This is a genomic window from Haloferula sargassicola (assembly GCF_040362925.1).
Classification (GTDB): Bacteria; Verrucomicrobiota; Verrucomicrobiia; order Verrucomicrobiales; family Akkermansiaceae; genus Haloferula; species Haloferula sargassicola.
The window spans coordinates 72,680-97,106 of the sequence record NZ_BAABRI010000015.1 but is presented as its reverse complement, the minus strand read 5'-3'; the positions used below and the strand labels follow the sequence as shown (position 1 = coordinate 97,106).

The window sequence follows — 24,427 nt, the reverse complement described above, 5'->3', positions numbered from 1 at the left end:
TTTCCTCTAGTGCCATGTCCCCGAATACTCCTCATATCATCCGCGAATTCGACGATTCGATCCGTAAGCTGGTGGATTGCCTGATCTCGATGGGGACCCAGAGTCGCCTGAACCTCCAACGATCGATCGACGGCCTGCTGACCCGCGACCTGGACCTGTGCAAGGCGGTGATCGCCGACGACAACGAGGTTGATGAGGCCGAGCGCACGATCGATTCGATGGGCATGAACATCCTGCTGCGCTACCACCCGGTGGCGCGGGACCTGAGGCTGGTGATCACCTGCATGAAGGCGGCGGCCAACCTGGAGCGGATTTCGGATCACGCCGTCAACATCGCCAAGCGGGGTCGTAAAATGCTCGACCGCGAAGAGGTGCGCGAGGCGCGCCTGATCGAGCCGATCTTCCACATGGCGGACGACATGTTGCAGGAGGCCCTGACCGCCTTTGCCGACCGCGATTCGGGTCGGGGCCGCGGGCTCAAGGACCAGGACAAGGAACTCGACCGCGCCCACAAGCGCGTGACCACGACCCTCAGTGAATTGCTGGAGGAGGGCGGCGAGAACTCGGCCTCCTACCTGCATCTGATCTTCATCGTCCGCTCGCTCGAGCGGGTCGGCGACCTGGCCGTCAACATCGGCGAGGACGCCGTCTTCCTCGACGTGGCCGAGGATATCCGCTACGGGCGCCACAAGACCGTCGAGACGCCTGCCGCGGATCTCTCCGCCGGCGGAGCGGCGGAGGATGAAGTCGGGTAGCCCCGGCATTTCGGCCGGGGCTCGGGCGCCCTATTCCGGCAGGGTGTAGCTGGTGCCTTGGATGCGGGCGACTTCCGCCGCCATGTTTACGTTGCCGTAAAGAATTCCAAGCTGCTTGCCCGTGAGGTTCGGATCGAGAACGGTGCCTTGGAGAAGGAAGGGATCGTCACCGGTCGAGGTGGCGAGGTCGAGGCGCAGACCGGTCGCTGGCAGGGTGAGCGATTGATAATTGCTCCGACCGGAGGCCACGAAGGTGAGGGCCGGCGCGTTGCGGCCGACCACTTTGTAGCTGTAGCTCTGATCGACGTAGTAGGCCTCGCCCACGGCGTGGGGCTCGACGATGGCGGCATCGAAGGTGTTGGGAGCCCGGAGTCCGGTGCTGGCGAGCGTCCGCGTGATATCGAGGTCTCCCGCGCCGGTGCGGATCAGCCATTTCAACGACGATCCGTCGAGGTTGTAGTGCAGCCACAGGGTTCCGGTATTGACCGGGCTGTTGGCGGAACGGCTGACCCATCGGATGAAGCCGTTGGTGTCCACGTGCTCATCGCGAGCGTTGCCGGCGGCATCGATGTAGCGGAATCCGAGGTCCATGGTGACCTGGCGCTCGATGTAGGCTTGCGGCGCCGAGCGACGGTCCGTCGGGCCGGTGCCGAGCGCGATTTCCTGGGCGTCGGTGAACCCGTCGCCATCGGAGTCCGCCAGATAAACCTTGGTGCCGTAGATCTTGACCTCGTCGCCATCGCTGATGCCGTCACCATCGGTATCCGGATTGTTCGGATCCCCCTTGGCGCGCTTTTCCTCGCTGTCCAGAAGGCCATCTCCGTCCGCATCGCCATCGAGGGTGAGCACGACATTGGCGGGCCGCGTGGTGACTTGAAGCGGGATGACCGCGCCCGAGGTCAGGGCTCCCATTTCGGCGTAGATGTCATAGGTCGCGTTGGAAACCACCGATACGGTCAGGCGGGCGGTATTGCGGACCAGCTCGACGGTCTTGTTGACGTCGCCAACCTGCAGGGAAACTTGATTTGCCGCCGTGGAAATGCCCGGAGCCAGTCGCACGGTGAGCCGGATGTCGATGGGAACCGAGGCGCGGTCGAGAGGGTTCGTGCCCGCTTCGACTTCGGCATAGTCGGTCGCGCGGTCCCCATCGGTGTCCTTCTTTTTCGGGTCGGTGGAGTGAACCCGGACCTCCAGATAGTCGTTCAACCCGTCACCATCGGTATCGGCCTTGTCGAGCTTGGTCCCCAGGGCGAGTTCCTCGCTGTCGAGCAGCCCGTCGCCGTCGGTGTCGCCGTCCAGCTCGAAGACCAGGGTCGTCGGCTCGGTCACGGTGAGCACTTCGGTGCGCTGGCCATCATATTTTCCCATCTGAACGGTGATGGAGTAGGTGGCATCCTGCAGGAGGAAGAGCCGGCGGAAGGAGGGGCCACCGAGGAGTTCGGCAGGGACGCCGGCGGGAGCTTCGGGACCCTCGGCGGAGATCATGGCGAGGGTGGTGGAACCGAGCTTGAGGGCACTGTTCAGGGAAACCCGGACAATCACCGGCACCGGCGACCGCACCGCGCTCGGGGTTTCGCCGGCGAGGAGGCTTTTCATGCCGCTGACCGCCCAGCCCTGGGTCAGTCCCGATCCGTCGCGGCAATTGCCGACGATCACATCGCCATCGTCGGAAATCCCGGTGGCCTCGTAGACGGTCCAATAGGAGAGATTGACGCCCGCGCCGACCAGCAGGGTCTTAAGCGAGCGCAGGCCGTGGGCCGAGTCCCAGACGACCGCTTCCTGGCCCGAGGCGGAGGTTCCATATCCCACGGCACAGCTTCCGTTCCCGGAAACGTCCAGCAAGCGGCAGGAGACGGCACCGCCATCGAGATCACCCACGGACTGCGGGGCCGAGTTGCCGGTCGGATCGAAGATCACTCCCTGGACACCGGCTGCGTCCGTGCCGTAGCCGACGATCGTGGAGCCATCGGCGGAAATCGCGGTGGCGGCGGAGCCATCCCCGCCGCCGGGCAGGTCTTTGAGGGAAATCATGGTGCCTCCTTGGGACCATTTGAAAGCCTCCGAGCCGCTGTTGTAGGAACTGGCGCCGACCACGATCGAGCCGTCGCCCGAGATCGCGTTTGCCACCGAGGTGCTCCCCGCGTTGGGGTTCAGCACGCCGAGATCGCTGACGTTGGCCCCTTCCCAAAGGGCGGCGCGGACGCCCGACGAAGTGGTGGAAAGGCCCACGACCCTGGCTCCATCGGCGGAGATGCCGAGGCCTTGGGCGAACATGATCCCGCCGGATCCCAGCACCTTCAGTTCCTTGATGCCGGCAGCGGCGGTCCAGCGGGCGGCGCGAACCCCGGAGTTGCCGCGAGTTCCGGTCCCGCTTCCGGCACTGCCGTCGTAGGACAGGGAAGACATCGAGGAGCGGAACGGATCGGGCAGGATGTCTCCCAGACCGCTGACGCCCGTGTTGAACTTCCAGGCCATCGCTTCCTCGCCTTGGGCCGATTCGCCCTTGCCACAGACCACGGATCCATCGCCCGAAATGCCCGCGACGCTGGCGTTGCCGAATTTGTCGGGGAAGCCCTGGATCAGATTGAAAACGAGCGGGGTGGGCGCGGCCACCACGGTGGAGCTGAGGCCGGCCAGGAGACAGGCGGCAAGGGAGGGTTTCATGGAAGTGAGAAACAAGGGTTGGTTCGCCGGACCGAAGCCCGGTCGGGAAAAAATCGTGGCAGGTATCTCCGGATATCTCTCCCGCGGCAATCGGAAACCGCGGGAAGGCCGGAAAGTTCGCGGCATAATTCACGCCGCCATGGATTTAGTCCACCTCCAGACGGTAGCGCCGCACGGCGGGATCCACCTCACGCGACCAGGCATCAATGCCACCCTTCATGACGCGCGTCCGCTTCAATCCATGCCCCTGAAACCAAGATCCATGATCCAGCGCATGGCGCCCCTGGTGGTCGTAGAGCACGATCTCCCGCTGCGGATCCCCGGCGAAGAGCTGCTGCTGCAGTTCCTGCGTCATGAAAACCGAGCCCTCGATCCGCACGGCATCGTGCTCCTCGCGGGTCCTCGTGTCCACCAGCAGCGGCGGGGTATCCGAGCCGAGACGCTGTTTCACCTCGGCCGGACCGATCAGCATCTGCTGGTCGTGCGCATCCGCGGAAAGCAGGTGCTCCAGCATCTCCGCCGGGTCATGCCCGCCGGAGCGCGCCGCCAGGCCGGCCAAGGTCTCCTGCGGGGCGAAACCGCAACTCTGGCAGCCACCCAGATGGTAGCGCGAGAAAAGAGCCCGCCGGGCACCCGGCAGGGCATCGAGAATGTCCGCCATCGGCGAATCCGGAGTGAGTTCGGAGGTCGTCATGAGCCCACCGTAGGAGGTTCGGCGGAAAATTTCCACTGTCACCCGGTCCGAGGCTGGGTCAGGTTGCCTCCGCATGCCGGCGACCGACGACGAACCGAAGATCTATCTTCTGCCGAACCTGATGACGGCCGGCAACCTTGCGTGCGGGTTCTTCGCCGTGCTGTCCATCTTCCAAGGCATCCTCGTGGCCACCAGCAAGGAGGCCGGCTACGACTTCGCCCTGGCCCAGCCGTTTTACGAGCGGGCGATCATGCTGATCTTCGCCTCGTGCATCTTCGATCTCCTTGACGGTCGCCTGGCCCGCCTCGGCGGCAAGGAATCGCCCTTCGGCCGGGAGTTCGACTCGCTGGCCGATGTGATCAGCTTCGGCATGGCGCCCTCCCTCCTGATGGCGAAGGCCGTGCTCTTTCCGCTCGACCACTACGTGGACGGGCTCGGCTGGGGCCTCGCCTGCATCTACGTGCTTTGCGGCGCCGTGCGGCTTGCCCGCTTCAATTGCATCGCCGCCTCTTCCAACCACAATCCCTCCGACACCGATTTCCGCGGCATTCCGATCCCCATGGCCGCCGGCTTCATTTCCTCGCTGACCTTCCTCATCATCTATCTGAATGAGAACGACCGGGATCTCGGCATCTGGAAATTCGTGCTGGCCGGGGCGATGCTGTGCCTTTCCTACCTGATGATCAGCAACGTCCGCTACCCGAGCTTCAAAAAACTCGGCTGGCGGACCCGCGGCACCCCCTTGGTGATCGTGGGGGGGGTGGTGCTTCTGGTGGTGACGGTGCGTTACCGCTACGTGATGCCCGTCATGCTCTTCAGCGCCTATCTTCTCTACGGATTGGTCGTGCGACCGTTTCTCCCGAAACGAATCGTGAAGGAGATCGAGGACGAGGAGCACGCGGACGATTCCCAGGAAGAAAATCCAAAAAGTTTTTGATTAAATTTCCTTAATTATTTAGAACGCTTCGCGTGAAGTTTCGAGGCGCTCCTTTTCGTCTTTTGCTGTGGCTCTTCTGCGGGTTCCTGGTGCTGTCGGCCGCCACCGCCGCGCGATTTTCAACCGTGATCATCGATGCCGGACACGGTGGCAAGGACAAGGGGGCCTACTGGGGCGGGGTGAGGGAATCGACCCTCAACCTCGGCGTCGCCCGCGAACTGGAGGCCTGCCTCAAAAAGCGGGGAATCCGCACCGTGATGACCCGCCGTTCCGACGTCTTCATTTCGCTCCGCGGCCGGGCCAACATCGCCAACCGCTATCGCAACGCCGTGTTCGTGAGCATTCATTTCAACGCCTCCCGCAACACACGCATCTGCGGCGCCGAGACGTATTACTGGGGAAATCAGGGCCGCGTCCTGGCGGGGGCCATCCAGCGCCGGCTTCCGGCCCGCCTCAAGACATACAATCGCGGCATCCGCAAGCGTGGCCTCGCCGTGCTGGTCCACACCCGTTGCCCCGCGGTGCTCGTCGAGTGCGGCTTCATGAGCAACCGCAACGAGCGCCAGCGCTGCGCCACCCGGTGGTACCAGCAGACCGCAGCGCGTGGGATCTACGATGCTCTGATGGCCTATCGCTGACCCGGCCGAACTCTCGCTTGTCAGACCTGCGGCATGGTCCGATGGAAGGGGCGTGCAGGAGGAAAAGTCGACCCGACGATGGATGGCGGTGCTACTGGTGGGCTTCCCTCTGGGATTGATCCTGACTTCCCTCATCGCCTGGTGGTCCTGGCACGAACGCGGCGGTGAAAAGGTGGAAGTCCACCGGTTCACGCTCCCGATCGAAGCCGAGAGCCTTGCCGCCGACCTGGAAAAGATCCGGCGCTTTGCGACCCCGCGGCATCTCGGATCACCCGCGGGCGAGCTGGGCCTGACCCGCATGGCGGCGATGATCGAGGGCACCCTCGGCCCCTCGAATGCCGGCTACGAAATCCAGCGCCTCCCGGGGGCCGCCCAGGGCGAATGGCCGATTCTGATCGCATCGCTCGAAGGAGGCGAAGGTCAGGCCCTGTGGGTGGCCACGGGGTATGACCTCGAACCGGGCTCGGAGGATCATTCCGGCGTCGCCACGCTGATGGCGATCGCCGGTGCCATGGCCGGGGAAACGCCTGCTCGTCCGGTGAAGTTTTGCTTTCTCCCGCACGTCCGGCAGGAGTCTCCGGCTCGCGAGGAAACCCTGTCCCGCTGGCAGCGCCGCCGGGCGGGAAAGGGTCAGGTGCTGTGGGTGGAGAGCGCCGGCCTACCGCTTGAGGTCTTCGCCGCGGGCGAGACGGGGTTGCTTCGTCAGTGGATGCAGGGAAAACCGCAGTTCCGATGGTTCGACCAGCGGCCGGACCAGCGGCCGAAATCGATCCCGGAAGGCGTGGATTTCGCGGTCACCGGCGGCGGGACTGGTGAGCCGGTGAAGACCGCCGAGGCCATGGCGAACTTGGTGCGGTTTCTTTCGAAGCTCTAACAGGGGCGGCGGGCATCGACCGCCGGGCTTGAGGGAAGAGATGGCCGGTGGGGTGGGCCGGTTGGAGTTCCTCAGAGGAGGCCAGCGGTGAAGGGGGGAAGCGGCGTTCTCAAACATCGCGAAGTGGCGGGCGCGCGGGAACTCGCACCAGCCTTGGCTTGTCGGTCAGGCTGCCGCTTCCTTGTCCGGCGGTCGATGCCCGCCGCCCCCAAGGACAAGATTTCGCGGTCACCGGGGGCGCGATCGGTGAAGGCAATGAAAACCGCCGGGGCCATGGCGGAGCTGGTGCTGTTTCTTTCGAAGCGCTGACAGGGGCGGCGGGCATCGACCGCCGGGCTTGAGGGAAGAGATGGCCGGTGGGGCGGGCCGGTTGGAGTTCCTCAGAGGAGGCCAGCGGTGAAGGGGAGGAGGCTTTGCCCAAACCCGTGAAGACCGCCGAGGCCGCGAGCTCGCGGGAACTCGCACCAGCCTTGGCTTTATCGATCGGGCTGCCGCTTCCTCGCCCGGCGGTCGATGCCCGCCGCCCCCGGGCACGAAAAAGCCGGGCTGGATTTCTCCAGCCCGGCGAGGAACTCACTTGGCCGCGATCAGCGCACCGCAACCGGCTCGGAGGCGGATTCGTGTTGTTCTTCGGCAGCTTCGAGAGCAGCCCTTTCCTTCGGAATCACTCGAACGAAGCGACGCACTTCCTCGCTCCACTTTTCGAGCAACGCCTTGCCGTGCGGGCTGCCGGTGGCTTGGAGGTGGGCCTCGACCAGCGCCTTCAGCATCACCTCGTCCGCCTCGCGCTTGAGCGGCAGCGCGACCACCATCTCGTTGTTGACGCGGGAGTAGAAACGGCCGTCCACATCATAGACATAAGCAGTGCCGCCGGACATGCCGGCGCCGAAGTTCTTGCCGGTGCGTCCGAGGATCGCGATGGTGCCGTTGGTCATGTATTCGCAACCGTGGTCGCCCACGCCCTCGACCACCGCCACCGCGCCGGAGTTCCGCACCCCAAAGCGCTCGCCGGCGCGGCCGTTAAGGAACAGGCGGCCGCCCGTCGCGCCGTAGAGGCAGGTGTTGCCGGCGATCGAGTTCTTGTGGAACTCGAACTTCGCATCGACCGGCGGGTGGACGATGATCTCGCCTCCGGCCATGCCCTTGCCGACGTAGTCATTGGCCTCCCCGGTGAGCACGATGCGCATGCCGGATACCATGAAGCAGCCGAGCGACTGGCCGGCGGACCCGGAAAGGTCCAGCGTCACCGCCGTATGACCGTTGAAGCCGTGGTTTCCGTGCACCTCGGCGATGCGCCCCGCGAGGCGGGTGCCGATGTTGCGGTCGGTATTGACCACGCCATAGGTCAGCGTGACCGGCTCGCGGTCGGGCAGCAGCCGGATCGCCTCGTAGGTCCCCTCGTCGATCGCCTCGGGTCCGTAGTGGACATCCGACACCTTCGCATCGGCCTCCACGCCGAGCTCGTTCTTGAGGTCGGCGAGGATCTTCAGATCGAGCGGCGGCTTCGAGATGCCATCGTTGCGGTCCTGGGTGCAGATCCGGGAAATCGAGGCCGGCTCCACGCCCCGCAGCTCCGCCAGCGGAGCGACCACGTCCTTGAGGATCGGGGCCAGGTCCAGCATGTTGGCTTTCGGGTGATCCGGGATCTCCCGCTGGCGCAGGAACTCGGGGTGCCCGATCAGCTCATCCAGATTGCGGACACCGAGCTGGGCCATGATTTCCCGAGCCTCCTGGGCGACGCCGTTGAGGAAGTTGATCACCATCTCCGGCGTGCCCTTGAACTTGGCCCGCCACTTGGGATCGGTGGTCGCCACGCCGACCGGGCAGTTGTTGAGGTGGCACTTGCGGACGTAAACGCAACCCATCGCGATCATCGCGATGGTGCCGAAGTTGTACTGCTCGGCACCGAGGATGGCGGCGGTCACGATGTCGCGGCCGTTGCGCAGGCCGCCGTCGGTGCGGAGCACCACGCGGTCGCGCAGGTTGTTGATGATCAACGTCTGTTGGGCCTCCGCGACGCCGAGTTCCCATGGCGAACCGGCGTGCTTGGTGGATGACAGCGGGGAGGCCGCCGTGCCGCCATCGTGGCCGGAGATCAGGATGTTGTCGGCACTGGCCTTGGCCACCCCGGCGGCGACGGTGCCGACGCCGGTTTCCGCCACCAGCTTCACCGTCACGCGGGCGCGCGGGTTCACTTCCTTGAGGTCGTGGATCAGCTGCGCGAGGTCCTCAATGCTGTAGATATCGTGGTGAGGTGGCGGCGAAATCAGCTGCACGCCGGGTTGGGTGTTGCGCAGGCGGGCGATCAGCGCATTGACCTTGTGGCCGGGCAGCTGGCCACCCTCGCCGGGCTTGGCGCCTTGGGCCATCTTGATTTCCAGCTCGTCGGCGTTCACCAGGTAATGCGCCGAGACTCCGAATCGGCCGGAGGCGATCTGCTTGATGTAGGAGCGGGCGAAGTCGCCGTTCGGATACGGGCCGAAGCGCTTGATGTCCTCGCCGCCTTCGCCGGAGTCCGACTTGGCGCCGATCCGGTTCATGGCTATGGCCAGCGTTTCGTGGGCCTCCGGCGACAGGGCGCCGAGCGACATGGCCGCGGTGGTGAAACGACGGCGGATGTCCTCGATCGGCTCCACCTCCTCAAGCGGCACCGGGCCGCTTCCGGACGGCACGAACTCGAACAGGTCCTTGATCGCGGCCGGTGCGTTCTCGAGGCTGGCCTTCACGTAGCCCTCGTAGTCCTCGGGCTTGCCGCTCTTCACGTAGGTGTGGAAATTCTTGATCACCTCGGTGGTCAGCACGTGGCGCTCGCCGCTCTTGCGGAAGCGGTTGTAGCCCGGATCTCCGAGGTCCAGCGTTTCGCCGGCAGGCACTTCGGTCGTGTAACCCGCCCGGTGGCGGATCAGCGACTCCTCGGCGATTTCGGCGAAGCCGATGCCTCCGATCTTCGAGTGCATGCCGGTGAACGAGGCGGCGATGACGTCCTTGCCCATGCCGATGGCTTCGAGGATCTGAGCGCCCTGATAGGAATTGAGCACCGAGATGCCCATCTTCGACATGATCTTCAGCAAGCCCTTTTCGAGGGCCTTGCGGTAGTTTTCCATCGCCTTGTCAGCGGTCATGTCGTCGCCGAGTTTCCGGGCGAAATCTCCGGCCACCAGCTGCCGCACGGTGGCGAAACCGAGGTAAGGGCAGACGACGGTGGCACCCACGCTGAAAACACAGGCCACTTGGTGGGTGTCGCGAACTTCGCCCGATTCCAGGACCAGCGAGGCCCGCAGCCGCTTGCGCACGCGGATCAGGTGGTGGTGGATGGTGCCGGTGGCGAGCATCGACGGGATGGGCACCCGCTCCGCGGAAATGCCACGGTCGGACAGGATCAGGATGTTCGAACCCGCATCGATCGCCTTTTCCGCCTCGGCGCAAAGCTCATCGAGCCGCGCCTTCATGCCCGCGGCACCGCTGGCGGCGTCCCAGGTGATGTCCAGCACGGTGGCCGGGAAGCCATCCGAGGCGAGGTGCTTCATGCGCTCGACCTGATGTTCGAAGACGATGGCGGCATCGACGTTGACGATCCTGCAGTGCTCGGGCGTTTCGGCGAGCCAGTTGCGCTCGGGACCGAGACCGGCGGAAATGGTCATCACCGCCCACTCGCGGATGGGATCGATCGGCGGGTTCGTGACCTGGGCGAAGCGCTGCTTGAAGTAGGTGTAGAGCAGCCGCGGATAGGTCGATAGCGCGGCCAGCGGGATGTCGTCGCCCATGGAGAAGACCGCCTCCTGGGCGCCCTTGATCATGGGGGGGAAAACCATGTCCAGCTCCTCGAGGGATATGCCGTGCGAGACCTGCTGGCGCGAAAGTTCGAGCGCGTCGGTTTCCTCGTCCGGCGCGTGTGCCTCCGGCGAAACGAAGCGCCGCAGCTCGAGCCGGTTCTCGTCGATCCAGCGGCGATAAGGCTTTTGCTGGGCCAGCTCCTCCTTGATCTCACGGTCGAGCTTGAACTCGCCGGTGGCGGTGTTGGCGGAGAGCATCTGGCCGGGGCCGAGGCGGCCCTTGCGGACGACTTCGGCGTCATCAATGACCACCGCGCCGGCCTCGGAGCCGATGTAGAGCAAGCCGTCCTCGGTCAGCTTGAAGCGCGATGGACGCAGCCCGTTGCGGTCGAGCGACGCGCACAGTTTCACCCCATCCGTATAGACCAGTCCGGCGGGGCCATCCCATGGCTCGGAAAACGAACGGATGTATTGATAGAACGCGCGCAGGTCATCGGAGATGTCTTCATCATTGCGGTAGGCCGGCGGCACCAGCATGCACATGGCGTGCTCCAGCGAGCGGCCGGAAAGCACCAGCACCTCGAGCGCGTGGTCCAGCGACGAGGAGTCCGACTCGCCCTCGCGGATCAGGTTTTTCAGCAGCTCGATGTCCTCGCCCCAGACTTCCGACTCGAAGTAGTCCTCGCGGCTCGACAGCCAGTTGCGGTTCCCCTCGACGGTGTTGATCTCGCCATTGTGGGCCAGCATCCGGAACGGCTGCCCGAGCGGCCATGCCGGGAAGGTATTGGTCGAGAAACGCTGGTGATAGAGCGCGATGGCGGTTTGAAAATCCGGGCTCTGGAGGTCGTCGTAAAAGCCCTTGAGCGCTTCGGGCATCGCCAGCCCCTTGTAGGAGATGAGGCGGCAGGAAAGGGTGGGGATGTAAAAATCCTTGGTGCCGCGGGTCTGCAGCTCGATCCGGCGGCGCACCAGGAACAGCTGGCGCTCGAAGGCCTCCGGTTCGACTCCGGTCGGGCGCCGCAGGAGCAGGTGCTCGATGTGCGGCTGCGTCGCCTTGGCCAGCACGCCGAGGGCCTCGGGATTCACCGGCACCACGCGCCAGCCGATCATTTCGATCCCGCGCTCCTTCACCGCGGCCTCGGCCTTGGCCCGCAGGTCGGCGATCGCCGCCTCGTCCTCGGGGAAAAAGAACACGCCCACGGCGATTTCCTCGCCCGGCAGGTCGGCCCCCAGCTCCCTGGCCGCCTTTTCAAAAATCGGGTAGGGGATCTGCGACAGGATCCCGGAGCCGTCGCCCGTCTTCATGTCGGCATCCACCGCGCCGCGGTGGGTCATGCAGCTGACCGAGGTGAGGGCGTATTCGAGCACCTTGTAGCTCCGCTCCCCGTTGAGATGGGCGATCGCGCCCATGCCGCAGTTGTCGTGCTCCTCGCGCAGGGTGTGGAGCGAGCCGGGGACAGACGGAGTGGAAGAGTGGTAGAAGCTGTTCATGGAAAAAATTGGGGCGATGGATCCTCGACCCGGCGGCTCCGGAGCCGTCGGCGACGCGGCCGGATTGTCCTTTCCGGAGCGGAGCGGGAATAAACGGCAGGGGCGATGGGCTGCCAAGCAGGAATTGTGCCCCGAAGGCGGGCCTGCCGTAGCCAAACCCCGGACTCAGGCAAGGTCGTCAAAGGGATCGGGCGACAGCAGCCCGAGATCGACCAGAAAATGATCCGCAGCCTTGATCGTGAGGTCGTAGTAGAACTCGGACACGTTGAAATTGAAGAACGAATGGTCGGCCTTTTCGTAGTCGACCAGATCCACGCGGTTTTTCCGCCAGCGCATCTTCTTGGAGAACTTCACGACATCTGCGAAGGGCGTCTGGCGATCCTGCCGGCCGTGGAAGAAAATCATCGCCGGCGCGTGCTTTCGCGGCCGCCGGAGCGGGCTGAGCTTCTTGGCCTCGCTGGCGTCCGGAAAGCGCTTTGCCACTTCCGCGCTGGTGGTGTTCACCAGCGCGCTGAAAAGGATCAGCGCCTTCGGGCCTTCGTAGCCGACGATTTCCGGCGACTTGCCCGGCACCCGCAAGGCTTGGTCCAGCGCCAGAAACGCGCCACCCGCGGCACCGCCGAAGACCAGCTTGTTGAGCATCATCTTCACCTCGGACGCTTTCTCCACCAGCCAGCGGACGAAGGCCTCCACGTCCTCGATCGCTTCCGAGGGGCCGGTTCCGTGGACCGACTGCAGCCGTGTTTCCACCACCGCCGCCACCGCGCCACGCGAGGCGAAATGCAGGCACTGGGGGACGAACTGGGTGATCATCGGATTGTCCCAGAAGCCGCCTTGGAAAAAGACCACGACCGGACGATCATCGCCCTCCTGATAGCCTTCCGGCAGGAAGAAATGGGCGCTCAAGGGGCCCTCGCTGGTTTCCCGGTAGGCGAACGAAGTCGCCGACTTCATCATCTCTTTTTGCCGTGCCTGGCCGATCGGGGGGACTCGGAATAGAACGCTCATCGAATGCAGAAAAAGGAAGATTGTCTCCCTGCGCCCCATATCCAACTGTTTTTCCCCATGAAGCGATGCAAATCGATCGCCCTGGCTTGTCTCCTCGGTCTCGCCGCGCCGCTGCTGGCGCAGACGGAGGATCCGCAGCTCGGCGCGAAGCTCACCCAGACCTACAACCTGTGGCGGAACGCCTTCGTGAAGCAGGACGCCCGCACCTGGCAGGCGCTCACCGCACCTCATCGACAGATGGAGGTGAAAAACCGCATCGTTTCCGAAAAGCGGCCTTTCCCGGCGGCGGTGTTCCAGGTTCCGGTGCCCCCTCCGACCCTGGAGGGCCTCAAGCTCGTCCATCTGTCTCAGGTGGGGGCCACCGCCAAGGGCGTCTGGTTCGGACCCGTCAATTTCGGCATCGACGGCAAGCCGACCGACAACCTGTTGGCGCTGGCCTTCATCCATAGCGGAGGGCGCTGGCTTTATGACCGCGCCGACTTCGTGAACCTCGCCGAGTTGCCGGCGGTCCGGAAGGAGCTTCAGAGCGGCGACTACGGCTACCTCGACGAGGTCCCGGAGGCCAGGGCCTCGGGCCAAGTGCCGGTCACGCCGATGGCGGTCAATTCCGCCAAATACATCGCCAAGGTCTACGCTTTCTGTCCGGGCCGGGAAATCAACGTCCAGATCAACCGCATCAGCCGGCATCGCTTCGCCAACACCAAGGAAGCCGAGATCATCCTCGGGGGGGCCGTCGATGGGCGAAACGAGATCGCCTACACGGTCAAGCCGATGGAAGGATCCACCGGTAAGGAAGCCTTCGCGCTGCGAGTCTATCTGATGTCGGAGATCGAAGGCACCAAGCCCATCATGGCTTTCGAGCGCATCGCTCAGGAGGGTGAACCGGTAAAGGGCTTCGAGAGCACCCAGTTTACGTTGGACCCGGCCACCGCCAAAAAGCTCGTTCCTTGAGAAAAGGGCTCGGATCCAAAAAACGAAGGCTCTCGTCATCCGACCAAGCATTGAGCCACGACCCGCTCCGTTCAGACCTGCTTTATACTTGTGACAATGTAGGTAATGCGGAATTGAAAGAGCAGTTTGTTCTTGCTAGTCCGCCCCGAGGAGTCTCCTACCTCCTCGGGGCATTTTCGTTTTTTGGGTACAATTCTGCCATTATGGAGAAAGAGTGCGCGGATGTAGTTCTTGGAATTTTCCAGGTTTTCGGTGGCTTAATAACCGCTACGGTGGGCGCAGGCGCTGGCGCATATTTTGCATTCAAGCTGTCGCGAGATCAGCAGAAGCAGGAGGCCAAGGCCCAGAATTTCGCCGCTTCGGTGGTGGCATTGTACTCGCTCGAGGATCGGCACCTCTGGTTCTTGGGATTTCAGAAGGAATTCATCCGACCCCACGCAGGAAAAGACGAGATTTGGTCAGAATGGCGTGATCGTCCGATTCCTGCTAGCCCGCATTTGGAGACTATCACGATCAAGAATGTGGCGTTTCTCTCCGAAGATCCCTCGAATTCCGTTTTGCTCCACCGGCTCTCTCTTGAGCAAAGTAACTTGCTAATGTTCAAAGAAATGCTCAATCGCCGGAACTTCTTGGCAGCTGAGCTACAAGAGAAAATGAAGCAATCAGGGTCTGTTGCTCAATTGACTCGCGACCTGCACACTCACAATGAAGAGCTGGTCAGGCACGTGATTGAAGGCATTGAAGCCTCCGACGTTCTTCATCGGAGCCTGAGATCAGCGATCGACAGCTATTTTCCAGGATCTGAAATTCCAGCTTTAGACAAGACTGTCGTGCTCGAACGCGAAAAATGGTTGACGTCATTGGACGGTGTTTAGTTCTCTGTCGATGTTCCAAGCGCGAGTTTGCGGTGCGAGCGGCGTCGGATGCTGGCTGGATCCAATTATTCATGGTCGGGAGGGAGCGGTTTTATTCCCGGCGGGATGTGCTAGCCTATCGGCACAATCCGCGTCGACCTGGTTGTCCGAACTTGGCTCCGCCGCCCTATCTAGGAAGGGCTAACGCCTCGGCGTCGGTGCTGGAATCGATGTAACTGGTTAAGCTCCTGCGATTGTCATGAATCCTCGCCGTTTGATGCTTTTGGCTGCCTTAGTAACGGTGGTCACGTCTTGCAAAAAATCGCATGAGCCCGGCGTCGATACGGCTGTGGTAGCTGAAAAGCGACGTGCTGGGCCGCACCAGGACGAAGAGGGATTGTGGGGCCCGAAGATCTCAAACCGAGAATTAAGTCCGAGGATGTTGACGGCTCATAAGGTGCTGCAAGCCAGCATTCAGGAGAAAGACGTTGTCGGCTCGGTTGAGGAGCTGGAATCCGTGTGGGATGAATTACCGGCCCAGCAGCGAAGAATGTATGGTTCAATGGTTTGCGCGTTAATCGCCGAGTTGGAGCGTCCGGATAACTACATCGATTTCAAGGACATACGGAATCGGGATTTGGGCGATGTGCTAGCCGCGGGGATTGCGAGATCAGCCGCCGTAAAGAATCCGTATGCCGGGAATTTTGTCGTCTGTGCGCTATCGATCGAGGATCCTGGAACTCGTCTAAAGGTTTCCTGGGATGTGATGGCGCTATGGCGCGAGTCACTTTCGGAGGGGCTCGCGGAAGTCTCGAGTGAGGAAAAGCAGCGAGCGGGACAAATTGCCTTGGAGTGGGTTCGGATTGAAAAGGATCCTGAAATCAAGAGTCAGATTTTGCGTGCGGCTTGCGGTATGTCCGAACTGTTTACAGAGGACGTCAAAGAGAAGTTGGAGGCGTTGCTCTCAGAATCCTGACTCGATTGTGTAGGAGGTTTGGGATGCGAGAGAGGAACATCCACCCCCTTTAATCGCTGCAAGTCATTCTAGCTCTGTATGTAATGCGGGGTTTATAATCGAGATGGCCCGCCTTGATTTTTTCTGAGCCTGCCTCCTACTCGCAGCTCCGGCAGCTAGCGCAGCAGCCCCACGAGCTCCTCGTCGCTCCAGCCGCTGGCGGTTTCCCCTCCATTGAGGCCCTCAATGAGTGCCCGCTTCGCATCCTGCAGGCGCCGCACGCGTTGCTCGACCGTGTCGCGCATCAGCAAGCGATACACGGTGACCGGCAAGGCCTGGCCAATCCGGTGCGCGCGGTCGTTGGCCTGGCTTTCAGCCGCCGGATTCCACCAGGGATCCATGTGCACGACCGCGTCAGCCGCCGTGAGGTTGAGTCCGTACCCGCCGGCCTTGAGGCTGATCAAAAACACCGCCGGCCCTGCATGCTGCTGGAAGCGCTTCACCCGCTCGCCGCGGTCTGTGGTCGAGCCATCGAGCCGAAAGACGGCGCCATGCTCGTCCCCAAGGCTCTTTTCTTCATTCCGTAGAAATACCGCAAACTGACTGAACACGAGGGTCTTCTTACGTCGTTCCGCTCGTTCCCGAAGGAAGTCCGACAGCCACTCGGTTTTGCCACCGCGCCCCCATTCGTCGTTGAGCAATTTCGGGCTCAAGCACAGCTGACGCAACCTCAGGAGCACCGTGAGCAAGTGCATTCGCGCGGCGGAACCATCCTTCATCGACTCCATCCCCGTGAGGCCCGCCAGTGCGATCTCCTGATAAATGCGGCGGTCGTCCTCACCGAGTTCGAGAACCACATCCGAAATCGATTTTTCAGGCAGATCCTTCGCCACCTCAGCCTTGGTCCGGCGCAGGACAAACGGCGCGATCCTTGCGGAAAGCCGCTTCGCCTCGGCACCGCCGCCTTCGCCGTAGCGCGCGCTGAACTCATCCTTCGAGCCAAGATGGCCCGGCGCGACCACTCGGAAAATGGACCACAGATCCAGCAACCGGTTCTCCACCGGCGTTCCACTCAACGCAAGACGCCCACGGGCCGGGATTTTTGCCACCGACTTCGAGGTCTGGCTTGCGGGATTTCGGATCGCGCCGGCCTCGTCCAACACCATCAGCGCGTATTCCGCCCGCAGGTGGAACGCCAGGTCCCGCACCAGGGTCCCATAGCTCGTCAACACCACGTCAGCCGGTTTTTCACGTCGAGCATCCCGATCCGCTCCGTGCAGTCGCACCACCTGCAGGTCGGGCGCGAAGCGCTCAAGTTCTGCTTCCCAGTTCGCCAGCAGCGAACTCGGCACCACCACCAACGCTCTCCACTTCTCGTCGGACTCCTTCAGCCGTCTGATCGCGGCGATGGTTTGAACTGTCTTACCGAGCCCCATTTCGTCGGCCAACAGCGCGCCGCCAAGCGAGAGGAGCCGATCAACAAGCCAGCTTACCCCTTCGGATTGGTAGTCCCGCAAAGCGAACCCATTTAGTTCAGTGACGCGGATATCTGAATCTCTGGAAAGACGCAGCTTGTCGCTGTTTTCACGAAAACTCCGTAAGCCAAGCAACTGGGCAGGCGTGAGCTGCAATCGCCCCTCCGGCCCGGCGATCCCGAGGTCGGCGGCGAGCGGCTCGAAGTCCTCGAACACCTCCCGGGCCACCACCACCTGGGCACCTGACTTCGTGCGGTTCGAGGTCCGGCCGGAGCGGATCAGTTCCAAGACCTTTGCCCGCGGGACGGGTTTGCCGGCACCCGTCTGGTAGGAGATTTCCACCGCCAGGCTGCCCCCGCCGGTTGGCTCGATCACCGGGCGGATGACATGGAGTGATTTCAGCACGTGGGACAATTGGGGCCCGATCCGCAGCTCCCAGCGCTGCTTCCACCCGTCCAGCCGATTGGCCAGGAAATCGGTGGCCGCAGCGGTGTCGCGGATCACCCACAGGTCCCCTCCCCGCTGCGCGAAACCGTTTTCCCGCAAGGCTGCGAGGAGTTGCTCGCGGTGCCCTTCCGCCTCGACCACCACCACACCTTCCTCCCCGGGATCGGGAGGCTCGACCCGGATTTGGGCGTCGAGGGCGTTCATCGAACCTTCCAAATCGATCCGAATCCGCGGCGGCCGGGCGATCGTCCGCACGCCCGCCAGCCAACCCGGCCGCGGCTCGGAGGTCAGATCGAGCCAGAACTGGAGTTCTTGCGCCAGGGCCCCTTCCGGCACGACCACGCGGCCGAGCTCCACGAAATCACGGATCCTGCCCTCCGTTTCCGCCGCCAAGGCCTCACCGGATGTTCGCGAGAATCCGCGCGGTTCGGCCCAGCCCGCGAAGTCCGGCAGCGAAATCCAGACCCGCCCGTCCGGCCGCCAAACCAGTTCCAAGCCCTGCGCGGTCCGTCGGCTGTCCATCAGTCGGGCCGGCAACAGATCTCCCGCCTCGATCGGTCCCTCCGGCCCCTCGATCCGGGAGTGGAAGCTCAGCGCGGCCAGCAAATTGCCGAGAACCTCGCCACTCAGGTGAAGTTGACCGGGCTCCTGGCCCGCCTTGCCGACCTCAGCCCACCAGCGGCAGAGCGCAAGATCGCCATCGTCGGGCTCGTCTTCAACCCATTGAATCCTCACCGCCAGACTGCCGGCAGCCAACGCGCGCGGCCATTGCGGCGGGAAACGGACCACCGAGGCCCGTCCGCGCACCTCGGCCGCAGGTTCGGGCCGCTTGGGTGACGCCTTCGGCACCCGATCGGGATCCGCCGCGGCCAGCAGCAACGCCACGGCGTGCTTGCAGACCGCGCCGGACGAGCGGTTTTCGGCGCATTGGCAATCGACCTCCAACACCCCGGCCGTGCGCACCACGGTGCGGAGCCGCCGTTTTCCCTGCATGAACACGCCGGTCAGGATCCCGTTGCGCTCGCCGAACCCGGGCACGCCACCGCTTTCCACCAACCGCTGGCCCTCCTTGAAGGCCCGCCAGCTGACCTCCTTGCGGATCCTCTCCGTCGTCCACTCGCGCACGCCGCCTGTTTCGCCCCGGGCCCCAACCCGTGACCAGCAAAACCACGGCTCAAAAACGATCGCCCATCCCATCCATCCCCCGAATCCGATCCATCCCGCTCCCAAACTCCCACAGCCCGACCCGCCCCCACGGATTTCGGCCGAGTTTTGTTTGCCAGCCCGCCCGCGGATCGGGATGCTGCCGCTCGCTGAAAAAATGAAGGTCGTTGCTGTCGGAAACCAAAAAGGAGGGGTGGGCAAAACCACCACTGCACTGAACCTTTCCGCCGCCCTCGCCGCCCGCGGTCAGCGGGTGCTGCTGATCGACCTCGACCCGCAGGCGAACACCACCAGCGGCCTCGGCGTGGAATGCGAGGGCGAGGACACGGTTTATCCTTCGCTGATCAGCGATCACGACGTGCGCTCGTGCATCCGCGAGACCGGTCGCGACCGCCTGTGGCTGATCCCCTCCCACATGGACCTCGCGGGTGTGGAAATCGAGCTCGCCCGCAGCGACGACCACCTCACCCGCCTGCGCGGGATTCTCCAGGGACTGAAGCCGAACGACCTTTTCGAATACTGCATCCTCGATACCCCCCCTTCCCTCGGCGTGCTCATGACCTCCGCCCTGGCCGCGGCCGATGAAGTCCTGGTGCCGCTGCAATGCGAGTGGTACGGCCTCGAAGGCCTGGCGAAGATCGTGCGCGTGATCGACGAGATCCGCGACAGCGGTGCCAGCCCCGCGTTGCGGATCGAGGGCATCGTGATGACCATGTTTGACAACCGCACCAACCTCGCGCGCCAGGTCATCGAGGAGGTGAAAAACTATTTCCCGCAGGAACTCTACACCACGGTGATCCCGCGCACCGTCCGCATCAGCGAGGCCCCGAGCCACTCGAAGACAATCCTCGAGCACGATCCCACCGGCACCGGTGCGACCAGCTATCTCTCGCTGGCCGAGGAGTTCCTAGCCCGGCATGGCGTCGCGGCCGGAGTGTAGCAGGAGGGCACCTCACAGGGCAGGTGTTTCCAAAACCGCCCGCACCCGAGCCCGCCCCACTTCCACGGGACGGGCCGTGCCGGCTCCTATCGCTCCAGCATCGACTTGCCGGTCATCTCGGCGGGTTGCGCGACGCCCATCATGTCCAGCAGCGTCGGGGCGACATCGGCCAGGATGCCATCGTGGAGCTTCACGCCTTCGGTGTCGTTCGCCACATAGAACACCCGCACCAGGTTGGTGGTGTGGGCAGTGTGCGGCGAGCCGTCGGCATTGATCATGAACTCGCAGTTCCCGTGGTCGGCGGTGATCAGCAGCTGGCCTCCGAGGCGCAGGGTTTCCTCGACCACGGCCTTCACCGCGGCGTCGATCTTTTCGCAGGCCTTGATGGCGGCCTGGACCACGCCGGTGTGGCCGACCATGTCGGGGTTGGCAAAGTTGAGAATCACCATGTCGTAGTGCTTCAGCTCGGAAACGACCGTGTCGGTCACCTGCGAGGCACTCATTTCCGGCTTGAGGTCGTAGGTCGCCACATCCTGCGGCGATGGGATGATCTTCCGGTCCTCGCCCTTGAAGCTCTTCTCCTCGCCGCCGTTGAAGAAGTAGGTGACGTGCGGGTATTTCTCCGTCTCGGCGATGCGCAGCTGGTTCTTGCCCGCCTTGGCCACCGTTTCTCCGAGCACCATCTGGTAGTGTTCGGGCGGGAAAATCACGTCGCAGTCGTAGTCGGCGTCGTACTCGGTCAGCGTCACGTAGTGCACCTTCGGCCGCCGGCCGGCCTTGAAATTCGTCCAGCGCCCTTCGTGCAGGAAGACCTCGGAGAGCTGGCGGGCACGGTCGGCGCGGAAATTGAAAAAGATCACCACGTCGCCGCTCTTCACACGCTGCTGGTTGGCGTTGCAGAAAACCATCGGCAGCAGGAATTCGTCGGTCTTCTCCTGCTGGTACATCTCGGCGATCGCCTCGGAGGCGAGCACCTCCTTTTCGGCACCCTTGCCGTGGACGATCGCGTCCCAAGCCAGTTTCACGCGTTCCCAGCGTCGGTCGCGGTCCATGGCGTAATAGCGGCCGACCACGGTGGCGATGCGCGCACCATGCTGGGCGATCTTGTCCTCGACCTCCGAAACGTAGCCCGCGCCGGCGGTAGGCGAGGTGTCGCGGCCGTCGGTGATGGCGTGGACCATGATGTTGGAAACCCCGCCCTGCTTGGCCATGCCGACCATCGCGCAGAGGTGGTCCATGTGGCTGTGGACGCCGCCATCGGAGACGAGGCCGATGAAGTGCAGGGTTTTCTTCTTGCCCTTGGCCAGCTTGATCGCGCGCTTGAAGGCGGCGTTGTCGTTCATTTCACCCTCCGCGATGGCCTTGTTGATGCGGGTCAGGTCCTGATAGATCACGCGGCCGGCGCCGAGGTTCAGGTGGCCGACCTCGGAGTTGCCCATCTGGCCGTCCGGCAGCCCGACATCCATGCCCGAGGCGCTCAGGAAGGCCTTCGGGCACTTGTCCAGCACCTCGTCATGAAACGGCGTGTTCGCGAGCAGGGTCGCGTTGCCGTCTTTCTTCGCCGTCTTCTGGCCGCCGGGGTTTTCGCCCCAGCCGTCGCGGATGATGAGAACCACTGGTTTCTTGGACATGACGCCGCGCGTGTACCCCTGCCCCGCGGGTGAGTCCAGCGGCATCCGCGACCGATCAGTGACATCGTTTCCGGGATCGAGGAAAACCCAACTTCAGCATTGACACCTGCTCCCGATCACCGTTTCTTCCGCGTCCCGGAGCCGCCCAAACGGTGACGGAAACGCCTCGTTAGCTCAGTTGGTAGAGCAGAAGACTCTTAATCTTTTGGTCCTAGGTTCGAGTCCTAGACGGGGTACCATGAAGGCCGCCTGCCGTGAAGCAGGCGGCCTTCTCCATTTCATGCGCAAGGCATCCCCAACCCGGGGAGCCGCGTGGACACGAAAATGGCCGCGGAGGAACTCCGCGGCCTTCGTTTTAAAAAGGTGTCCGGCCGGGCCGGTCAGTCCTTGGTGCCGTTTTCGATGATCTGCAGGAAGCTCGATGCCTCCAGCGCGGCTCCGCCGATCAGTGCGCCGTCGATATCCGGGCAGGCCATCAGTTCGGCGGCGTTGCCGGGCTTGACGCTGCCACCGTATTGGATGCGGATCCTGGCCGCGGCGTCGGCGCCGAAGGTTTCCCCGATCAGCGAGCGGACGAAGGCGTGAGCCTCCTGGGCCTGCTCGGCGGTGGCGGTGACGCCGGTGCCGATCGCCCACACGGGCTCGTAGGCGATGACGGTCTCGGACAGGTCCTTGTCGGAAAAGCCCTCCAGGCCCTTGGTGACCTGGCGGCGGAGGACTTCCTCCAGCTTGCCGCCCTCGCGCTCCTCGAGGGTTTCCCCGATGCAGAAGATCGGCTTCAGGTTGATCTCGCGGGCCTTGAGCATCTTCGCGTTGATCACGGCGTCGGTCTCGCCGTAGATCGCGCGGCGTTCGCTGTGGCCGAGGATCACGTAGTGGACGTAAAATTCCTTCAGCATCATCGCGCTGACCTCGCCGGTGTAGGCGCCCGCGTCATACTCGGAACAGTTCTGCGCGGCGAGGGCCACGGCGGTCACGTTGCCAAAGAGCTCGGCGGCCTTGGCCAGCGAGACAAAGGGCGGAGCGATGACCAGATCGCAGGGAAAAGTCTGGTGCTGCACGTGGGGCAGAAGCGCGCGGGCGAAGTCCTCCGTCTCGGAGGGCCCCTTGTTCATCTTCCAGTTGGCGGCGAAAATCGGCTTGCGGTTCATGCGTGGTAGTCAGCGGGTTATGAGCATCCTTCGTGCCATCAGGCTTCGTCGAGCGCGGCGACGCCGGGCAGTTCCTTGCCTTCCAACAGCTCCAGTGAGGCACCCCCACCGGTGGAAATGAAAGTCACCTGATCGGCCACGCCGAACTGGTTCACGGCGGTCACGGAATCCCCGCCACCAACGATCGTGACGGCATCCACCTTGGCCACCGCCTCGGCGATCGCCTTGGTGCCCTTGGCAAAGGTGTCGATCTCGAACACGCCCATCGGGCCGTTCCAGACGATGGTCTTCGCCTTGGCCACTTCGCCGGCGAAAAGCTCGATCGACTTCTCACCGATGTCGATCCCCTCCCAGCCGGCCGGAATTTCACCACCCTCGCCGAAGATGCCGGTGGTCTTGGTTTCGGCTCCCTCCTTGAATTCCTGGGTCATCAGCGTGTCGACCGGCAGGACGAAGCGGACGTTGTGCTTCTTCGCGTTTTCCAGAATGTCCAGCGCGAGGTCGAGTTTGTCGTTCTCCACCAGGCTGTCGCCGACCTCGTAGCCCTGCGCCTTGAGGAAGGTATAAGCCATGGCGCCGCCGATCAGGAAGGCATCGGCCTTGTCCATCAGGTTGTTGATGACGTCGATCTTCCCGGAGACCTTGGCCCCGCCCATGATCACCAGGAACGGGCGCTCCGGGGACTTGAGCTGGTCGACCAGATATTCGAGCTCGCGGGCCATCAGGAAACCCATGGCGCTCTGCGAAACGTAGTGGGTCACCCCTTCGGTCGAGGCGTGCGCACGGTGGGCGGTGCCGAAGGCGTCGTTGACGTAGATCTCGGCGCTGCCGGCCAGTTCCTTGGCGAAGTCCGCCTCGTTCTTTTCCTCGGCGTTGTGATAACGGGTGTTTTCCAAGAGCAGCACCTCGCCTTGGCCGAGCCCGGCGCGAAGCGCGGCGGTTTCCTCGCCGACGCAGTCCGGGGCGATCGCCACCGTCTTGCCGAGCAGCTCACCGAGGCGGGTGGCGGCCGGCTTCAGAGAGAACTCGGGCTTGGGCTCGCCTTTCGGCCGGCCGAGGTGCGAGCAGAGGACCAGCTTCGCGCCACCGTCGAGCAGGTGCTTGATCGAGGGCACGGCCGCCTGGATGCGGGTGTCGTCGGTGATCGCGCCGTCCTTGAGCGGAACGTTGAAGTCCACACGCATGAGGACTTCCTTGCCCTTCACGTCGAGATTCTGGATGGAAAGTTTGGCCATGGCGGCGGACGTGCTGCACCCCGTCACGATGAGAGTCAAGCATCGGGTGGGTCCGCCCCCGCGCGATGACTGGATTGACGGAACGAACTCTTGTCATTGACCATGGAGTTTCGGTTATTCTGTTCGCCATGATTGATCGCATTCTGGAGAGAAGGATTTGCCCGGTGGTGGTGTTGGATCGAGTGGATGACGCGGAGCCCCTGGCCGATGCCCTGCTCAAGGGCGGTCTGGACGTGATGGAAATCACCTTCCGCACCGATGCGGCGGCCGACTGCATCGAATACATCGCCTCCCACTGCCCGGACGTCATCGTCGGAGCGGGCACCCTGCTTTCCCCGGACCAGGTCCAGCGTGCCAAGGATGCGGGCGCGACTTTCGGCCTCGCGCCGGGCCTCAACCCGAAGGTTCTGGAAAAGGCGCAGTCGCTCGGCATGCCGTTTTCCCCCGGCGTGATGACCCCCACCGATGTGGAGCAAGCCCTCGGCCTCGGCTGCGATCTGCTGAAATTCTTCCCCGCCGGCGCGGCGGGCGGGCCGAAGATGCTGCAGGCCCTGGCCGGCCCCTATGCCCACACGGGAGTGAAATTCATCCCCACCGGCGGCATCAACCGCGCCAACATGCGGGAATACCTCGACCTCTCGGTGGTGGCCGCCATCGGAGGCACCTGGATGGTTGACTCCACCTTGATCCTCGAAAAGCGCTGGGAGGAGATCACCTGGCTGACCCGTGAGGCACTGGCCGCCCGCTGACGCCATTTCACTTGCGCGGGCCATCGTTTGGCACAGCCTCG

The 24,427-nt window shown here is 63.6% G+C and carries 17 protein-coding genes and 1 tRNA gene; 10 read left to right on the top strand and 8 right to left on the bottom strand.

Annotation, left to right across the window (positions count from 1 at the left end; all coding sequences use genetic code 11):
- Positions 1–14: 14 nt before the first annotated feature.
- Positions 15–755, top strand: a complete 741-nt coding sequence (phoU, locus tag ABXH26_RS13760; protein ID WP_353567656.1) for a phosphate signaling complex protein PhoU — start codon at positions 15–17, stop codon at positions 753–755.
- 30 nt (positions 756–785) lie between these two features.
- On the opposite strand, the gene ABXH26_RS13755 is transcribed toward phoU, so the two are convergent.
- Positions 786–3,419 (bottom strand): hypothetical protein, encoded by a 2,634-nt coding sequence (locus tag ABXH26_RS13755; protein ID WP_353567655.1) that lies wholly within the window; start codon positions 3,417–3,419, stop codon positions 786–788.
- 145 nt (positions 3,420–3,564) lie between these two features.
- Complete coding sequence (locus ABXH26_RS13750; protein ID WP_353567654.1) at positions 3,565–4,113, bottom strand: rhodanese-like domain-containing protein; 549 nt, start codon at positions 4,111–4,113, stop codon at positions 3,565–3,567.
- A 73-nt stretch (positions 4,114–4,186) separates the two neighbouring features.
- Between ABXH26_RS13750 and pssA the strand changes: the two genes are divergently transcribed.
- The 3 genes from pssA to ABXH26_RS13735 all read left to right on the top strand — a co-directional run bounded on the left by pssA (position 4,187) and on the right by ABXH26_RS13735 (position 6,562).
- A complete protein-coding gene (gene pssA / locus ABXH26_RS13745) occupies positions 4,187–5,050 on the top strand; it encodes a CDP-diacylglycerol--serine O-phosphatidyltransferase (protein WP_353567653.1) in 864 nt (287 codons plus the stop codon).
- Positions 5,051–5,112: 62 nt separating this feature from the next.
- On the top strand, positions 5,113–5,688 hold the full coding sequence (locus tag ABXH26_RS13740) for an N-acetylmuramoyl-L-alanine amidase family protein (RefSeq protein ID WP_353567652.1): 576 nt from the start codon (positions 5,113–5,115) through the stop codon (positions 5,686–5,688).
- 82 nt (positions 5,689–5,770) lie between these two features.
- A complete protein-coding gene (locus ABXH26_RS13735; protein WP_353567651.1) occupies positions 5,771–6,562 on the top strand; it encodes a hypothetical protein in 792 nt (263 codons plus the stop codon).
- Between the two features lie 587 nt (positions 6,563–7,149).
- Here ABXH26_RS13735 and gltB read toward each other — a convergent pair.
- Complete coding sequence (gene gltB / locus ABXH26_RS13730) at positions 7,150–11,826, bottom strand: glutamate synthase large subunit (RefSeq protein WP_353567650.1); 4,677 nt, start codon at positions 11,824–11,826, stop codon at positions 7,150–7,152.
- Positions 11,827–11,991: 165 nt separating this feature from the next.
- Positions 11,992–12,834 (bottom strand): alpha/beta hydrolase, encoded by an 843-nt coding sequence (locus ABXH26_RS13725; protein WP_353567649.1) that lies wholly within the window; start codon positions 12,832–12,834, stop codon positions 11,992–11,994.
- Between the two features lie 57 nt (positions 12,835–12,891).
- On the opposite strand from ABXH26_RS13725, the gene ABXH26_RS13720 reads away from it, so the two are divergent.
- The 3 genes from ABXH26_RS13720 (at position 12,892) to ABXH26_RS13710 (ending at position 15,615) form a co-directional block, all read left to right on the top strand.
- Complete coding sequence (locus ABXH26_RS13720) at positions 12,892–13,785, top strand: hypothetical protein (protein WP_353567648.1); 894 nt, start codon at positions 12,892–12,894, stop codon at positions 13,783–13,785.
- A complete protein-coding gene (locus ABXH26_RS13715) occupies positions 13,782–14,660 on the top strand; it encodes a hypothetical protein (RefSeq protein WP_353567647.1) in 879 nt (292 codons plus the stop codon). The genes ABXH26_RS13720 and ABXH26_RS13715 overlap by 4 nt, the downstream gene beginning before the upstream one ends.
- Before the next feature lie 238 nt (positions 14,661–14,898).
- On the top strand, positions 14,899–15,615 hold the full coding sequence (locus tag ABXH26_RS13710; protein WP_353567646.1) for a hypothetical protein: 717 nt from the start codon (positions 14,899–14,901) through the stop codon (positions 15,613–15,615).
- A 155-nt stretch (positions 15,616–15,770) separates the two neighbouring features.
- Here ABXH26_RS13710 and ABXH26_RS13705 read toward each other — a convergent pair whose 3' ends face one another.
- Positions 15,771–18,713, bottom strand: a complete 2,943-nt coding sequence (locus ABXH26_RS13705; protein ID WP_353567645.1) for a DEAD/DEAH box helicase — start codon at positions 18,711–18,713, stop codon at positions 15,771–15,773.
- 124 nt (positions 18,714–18,837) lie between these two features.
- On the opposite strand from ABXH26_RS13705, the gene ABXH26_RS13700 reads away from it, so the two are divergent.
- On the top strand, positions 18,838–19,620 hold the full coding sequence (locus ABXH26_RS13700) for a ParA family protein (RefSeq protein ID WP_434783429.1): 783 nt from the start codon (positions 18,838–18,840) through the stop codon (positions 19,618–19,620).
- 86 nt (positions 19,621–19,706) lie between these two features.
- Here the strand turns inward: ABXH26_RS13700 and gpmI are convergent, their stop codons facing one another.
- Entirely contained in the window at positions 19,707–21,251 is a 1,545-nt protein-coding gene (gene gpmI / locus ABXH26_RS13695) for a 2,3-bisphosphoglycerate-independent phosphoglycerate mutase (RefSeq protein WP_353567644.1), read from the bottom strand.
- A gap of 163 nt (positions 21,252–21,414) precedes the next feature.
- Between gpmI and ABXH26_RS13690 the strand changes: the two genes are divergently transcribed.
- A tRNA-Lys gene (locus tag ABXH26_RS13690) sits at positions 21,415–21,490 on the top strand.
- 141 nt (positions 21,491–21,631) lie between these two features.
- Here the strand turns inward: ABXH26_RS13690 and tpiA are convergent.
- Positions 21,632–22,402, bottom strand: a complete 771-nt coding sequence (gene tpiA, locus ABXH26_RS13685; protein WP_353567643.1) for a triose-phosphate isomerase — start codon at positions 22,400–22,402, stop codon at positions 21,632–21,634.
- A 38-nt stretch (positions 22,403–22,440) separates the two neighbouring features.
- A complete protein-coding gene (locus ABXH26_RS13680; protein WP_353567642.1) occupies positions 22,441–23,637 on the bottom strand; it encodes a phosphoglycerate kinase in 1,197 nt (398 codons plus the stop codon).
- Between the two features lie 128 nt (positions 23,638–23,765).
- Between ABXH26_RS13680 and ABXH26_RS13675 the strand changes: the two genes are divergently transcribed.
- Positions 23,766–24,386, top strand: coding sequence for a bifunctional 4-hydroxy-2-oxoglutarate aldolase/2-dehydro-3-deoxy-phosphogluconate aldolase (locus ABXH26_RS13675; protein ID WP_353567641.1), 621 nt, complete (start codon positions 23,766–23,768; stop codon positions 24,384–24,386).
- Positions 24,387–24,427 lie beyond the last annotated feature (41 nt).

What these genes read in the sequence shown, in the direction of transcription:
- phoU (WP_353567656.1), top strand. Translation starts at nt 15, where the DNA reads ATGTCCCCGAATACTCCTCATATCATCCGCGAATTCGACGATTCGATC.
- ABXH26_RS13755 (WP_353567655.1), bottom strand. Translation starts at nt 3,419, where the DNA reads ATGAAACCCTCCCTTGCCGCCTGTCTCCTGGCCGGCCTCAGCTCCACC.
- ABXH26_RS13750 (WP_353567654.1), bottom strand. Translation starts at nt 4,113, where the DNA reads ATGACGACCTCCGAACTCACTCCGGATTCGCCGATGGCGGACATTCTC.
- pssA (WP_353567653.1), top strand. Translation starts at nt 4,187, where the DNA reads ATGCCGGCGACCGACGACGAACCGAAGATCTATCTTCTGCCGAACCTG.
- ABXH26_RS13735 (WP_353567651.1), top strand. Translation starts at nt 5,771, where the DNA reads ATGGCGGTGCTACTGGTGGGCTTCCCTCTGGGATTGATCCTGACTTCC.
- gltB (WP_353567650.1), bottom strand. Translation starts at nt 11,826, where the DNA reads ATGAACAGCTTCTACCACTCTTCCACTCCGTCTGTCCCCGGCTCGCTC.
- ABXH26_RS13725 (WP_353567649.1), bottom strand. Translation starts at nt 12,834, where the DNA reads ATGAGCGTTCTATTCCGAGTCCCCCCGATCGGCCAGGCACGGCAAAAA.
- ABXH26_RS13720 (WP_353567648.1), top strand. Translation starts at nt 12,892, where the DNA reads ATGAAGCGATGCAAATCGATCGCCCTGGCTTGTCTCCTCGGTCTCGCC.
- ABXH26_RS13710 (WP_353567646.1), top strand. Translation starts at nt 14,899, where the DNA reads ATGAATCCTCGCCGTTTGATGCTTTTGGCTGCCTTAGTAACGGTGGTC.
- ABXH26_RS13705 (WP_353567645.1), bottom strand. Translation starts at nt 18,713, where the DNA reads ATGGGATGGGCGATCGTTTTTGAGCCGTGGTTTTGCTGGTCACGGGTT.
- ABXH26_RS13700 (WP_434783429.1), top strand. Translation starts at nt 18,838, where the DNA reads ATGAAGGTCGTTGCTGTCGGAAACCAAAAAGGAGGGGTGGGCAAAACC.
- gpmI (WP_353567644.1), bottom strand. Translation starts at nt 21,251, where the DNA reads ATGTCCAAGAAACCAGTGGTTCTCATCATCCGCGACGGCTGGGGCGAA.
- tpiA (WP_353567643.1), bottom strand. Translation starts at nt 22,402, where the DNA reads ATGAACCGCAAGCCGATTTTCGCCGCCAACTGGAAGATGAACAAGGGG.
- ABXH26_RS13680 (WP_353567642.1), bottom strand. Translation starts at nt 23,637, where the DNA reads ATGGCCAAACTTTCCATCCAGAATCTCGACGTGAAGGGCAAGGAAGTC.
- ABXH26_RS13675 (WP_353567641.1), top strand. Translation starts at nt 23,766, where the DNA reads ATGATTGATCGCATTCTGGAGAGAAGGATTTGCCCGGTGGTGGTGTTG.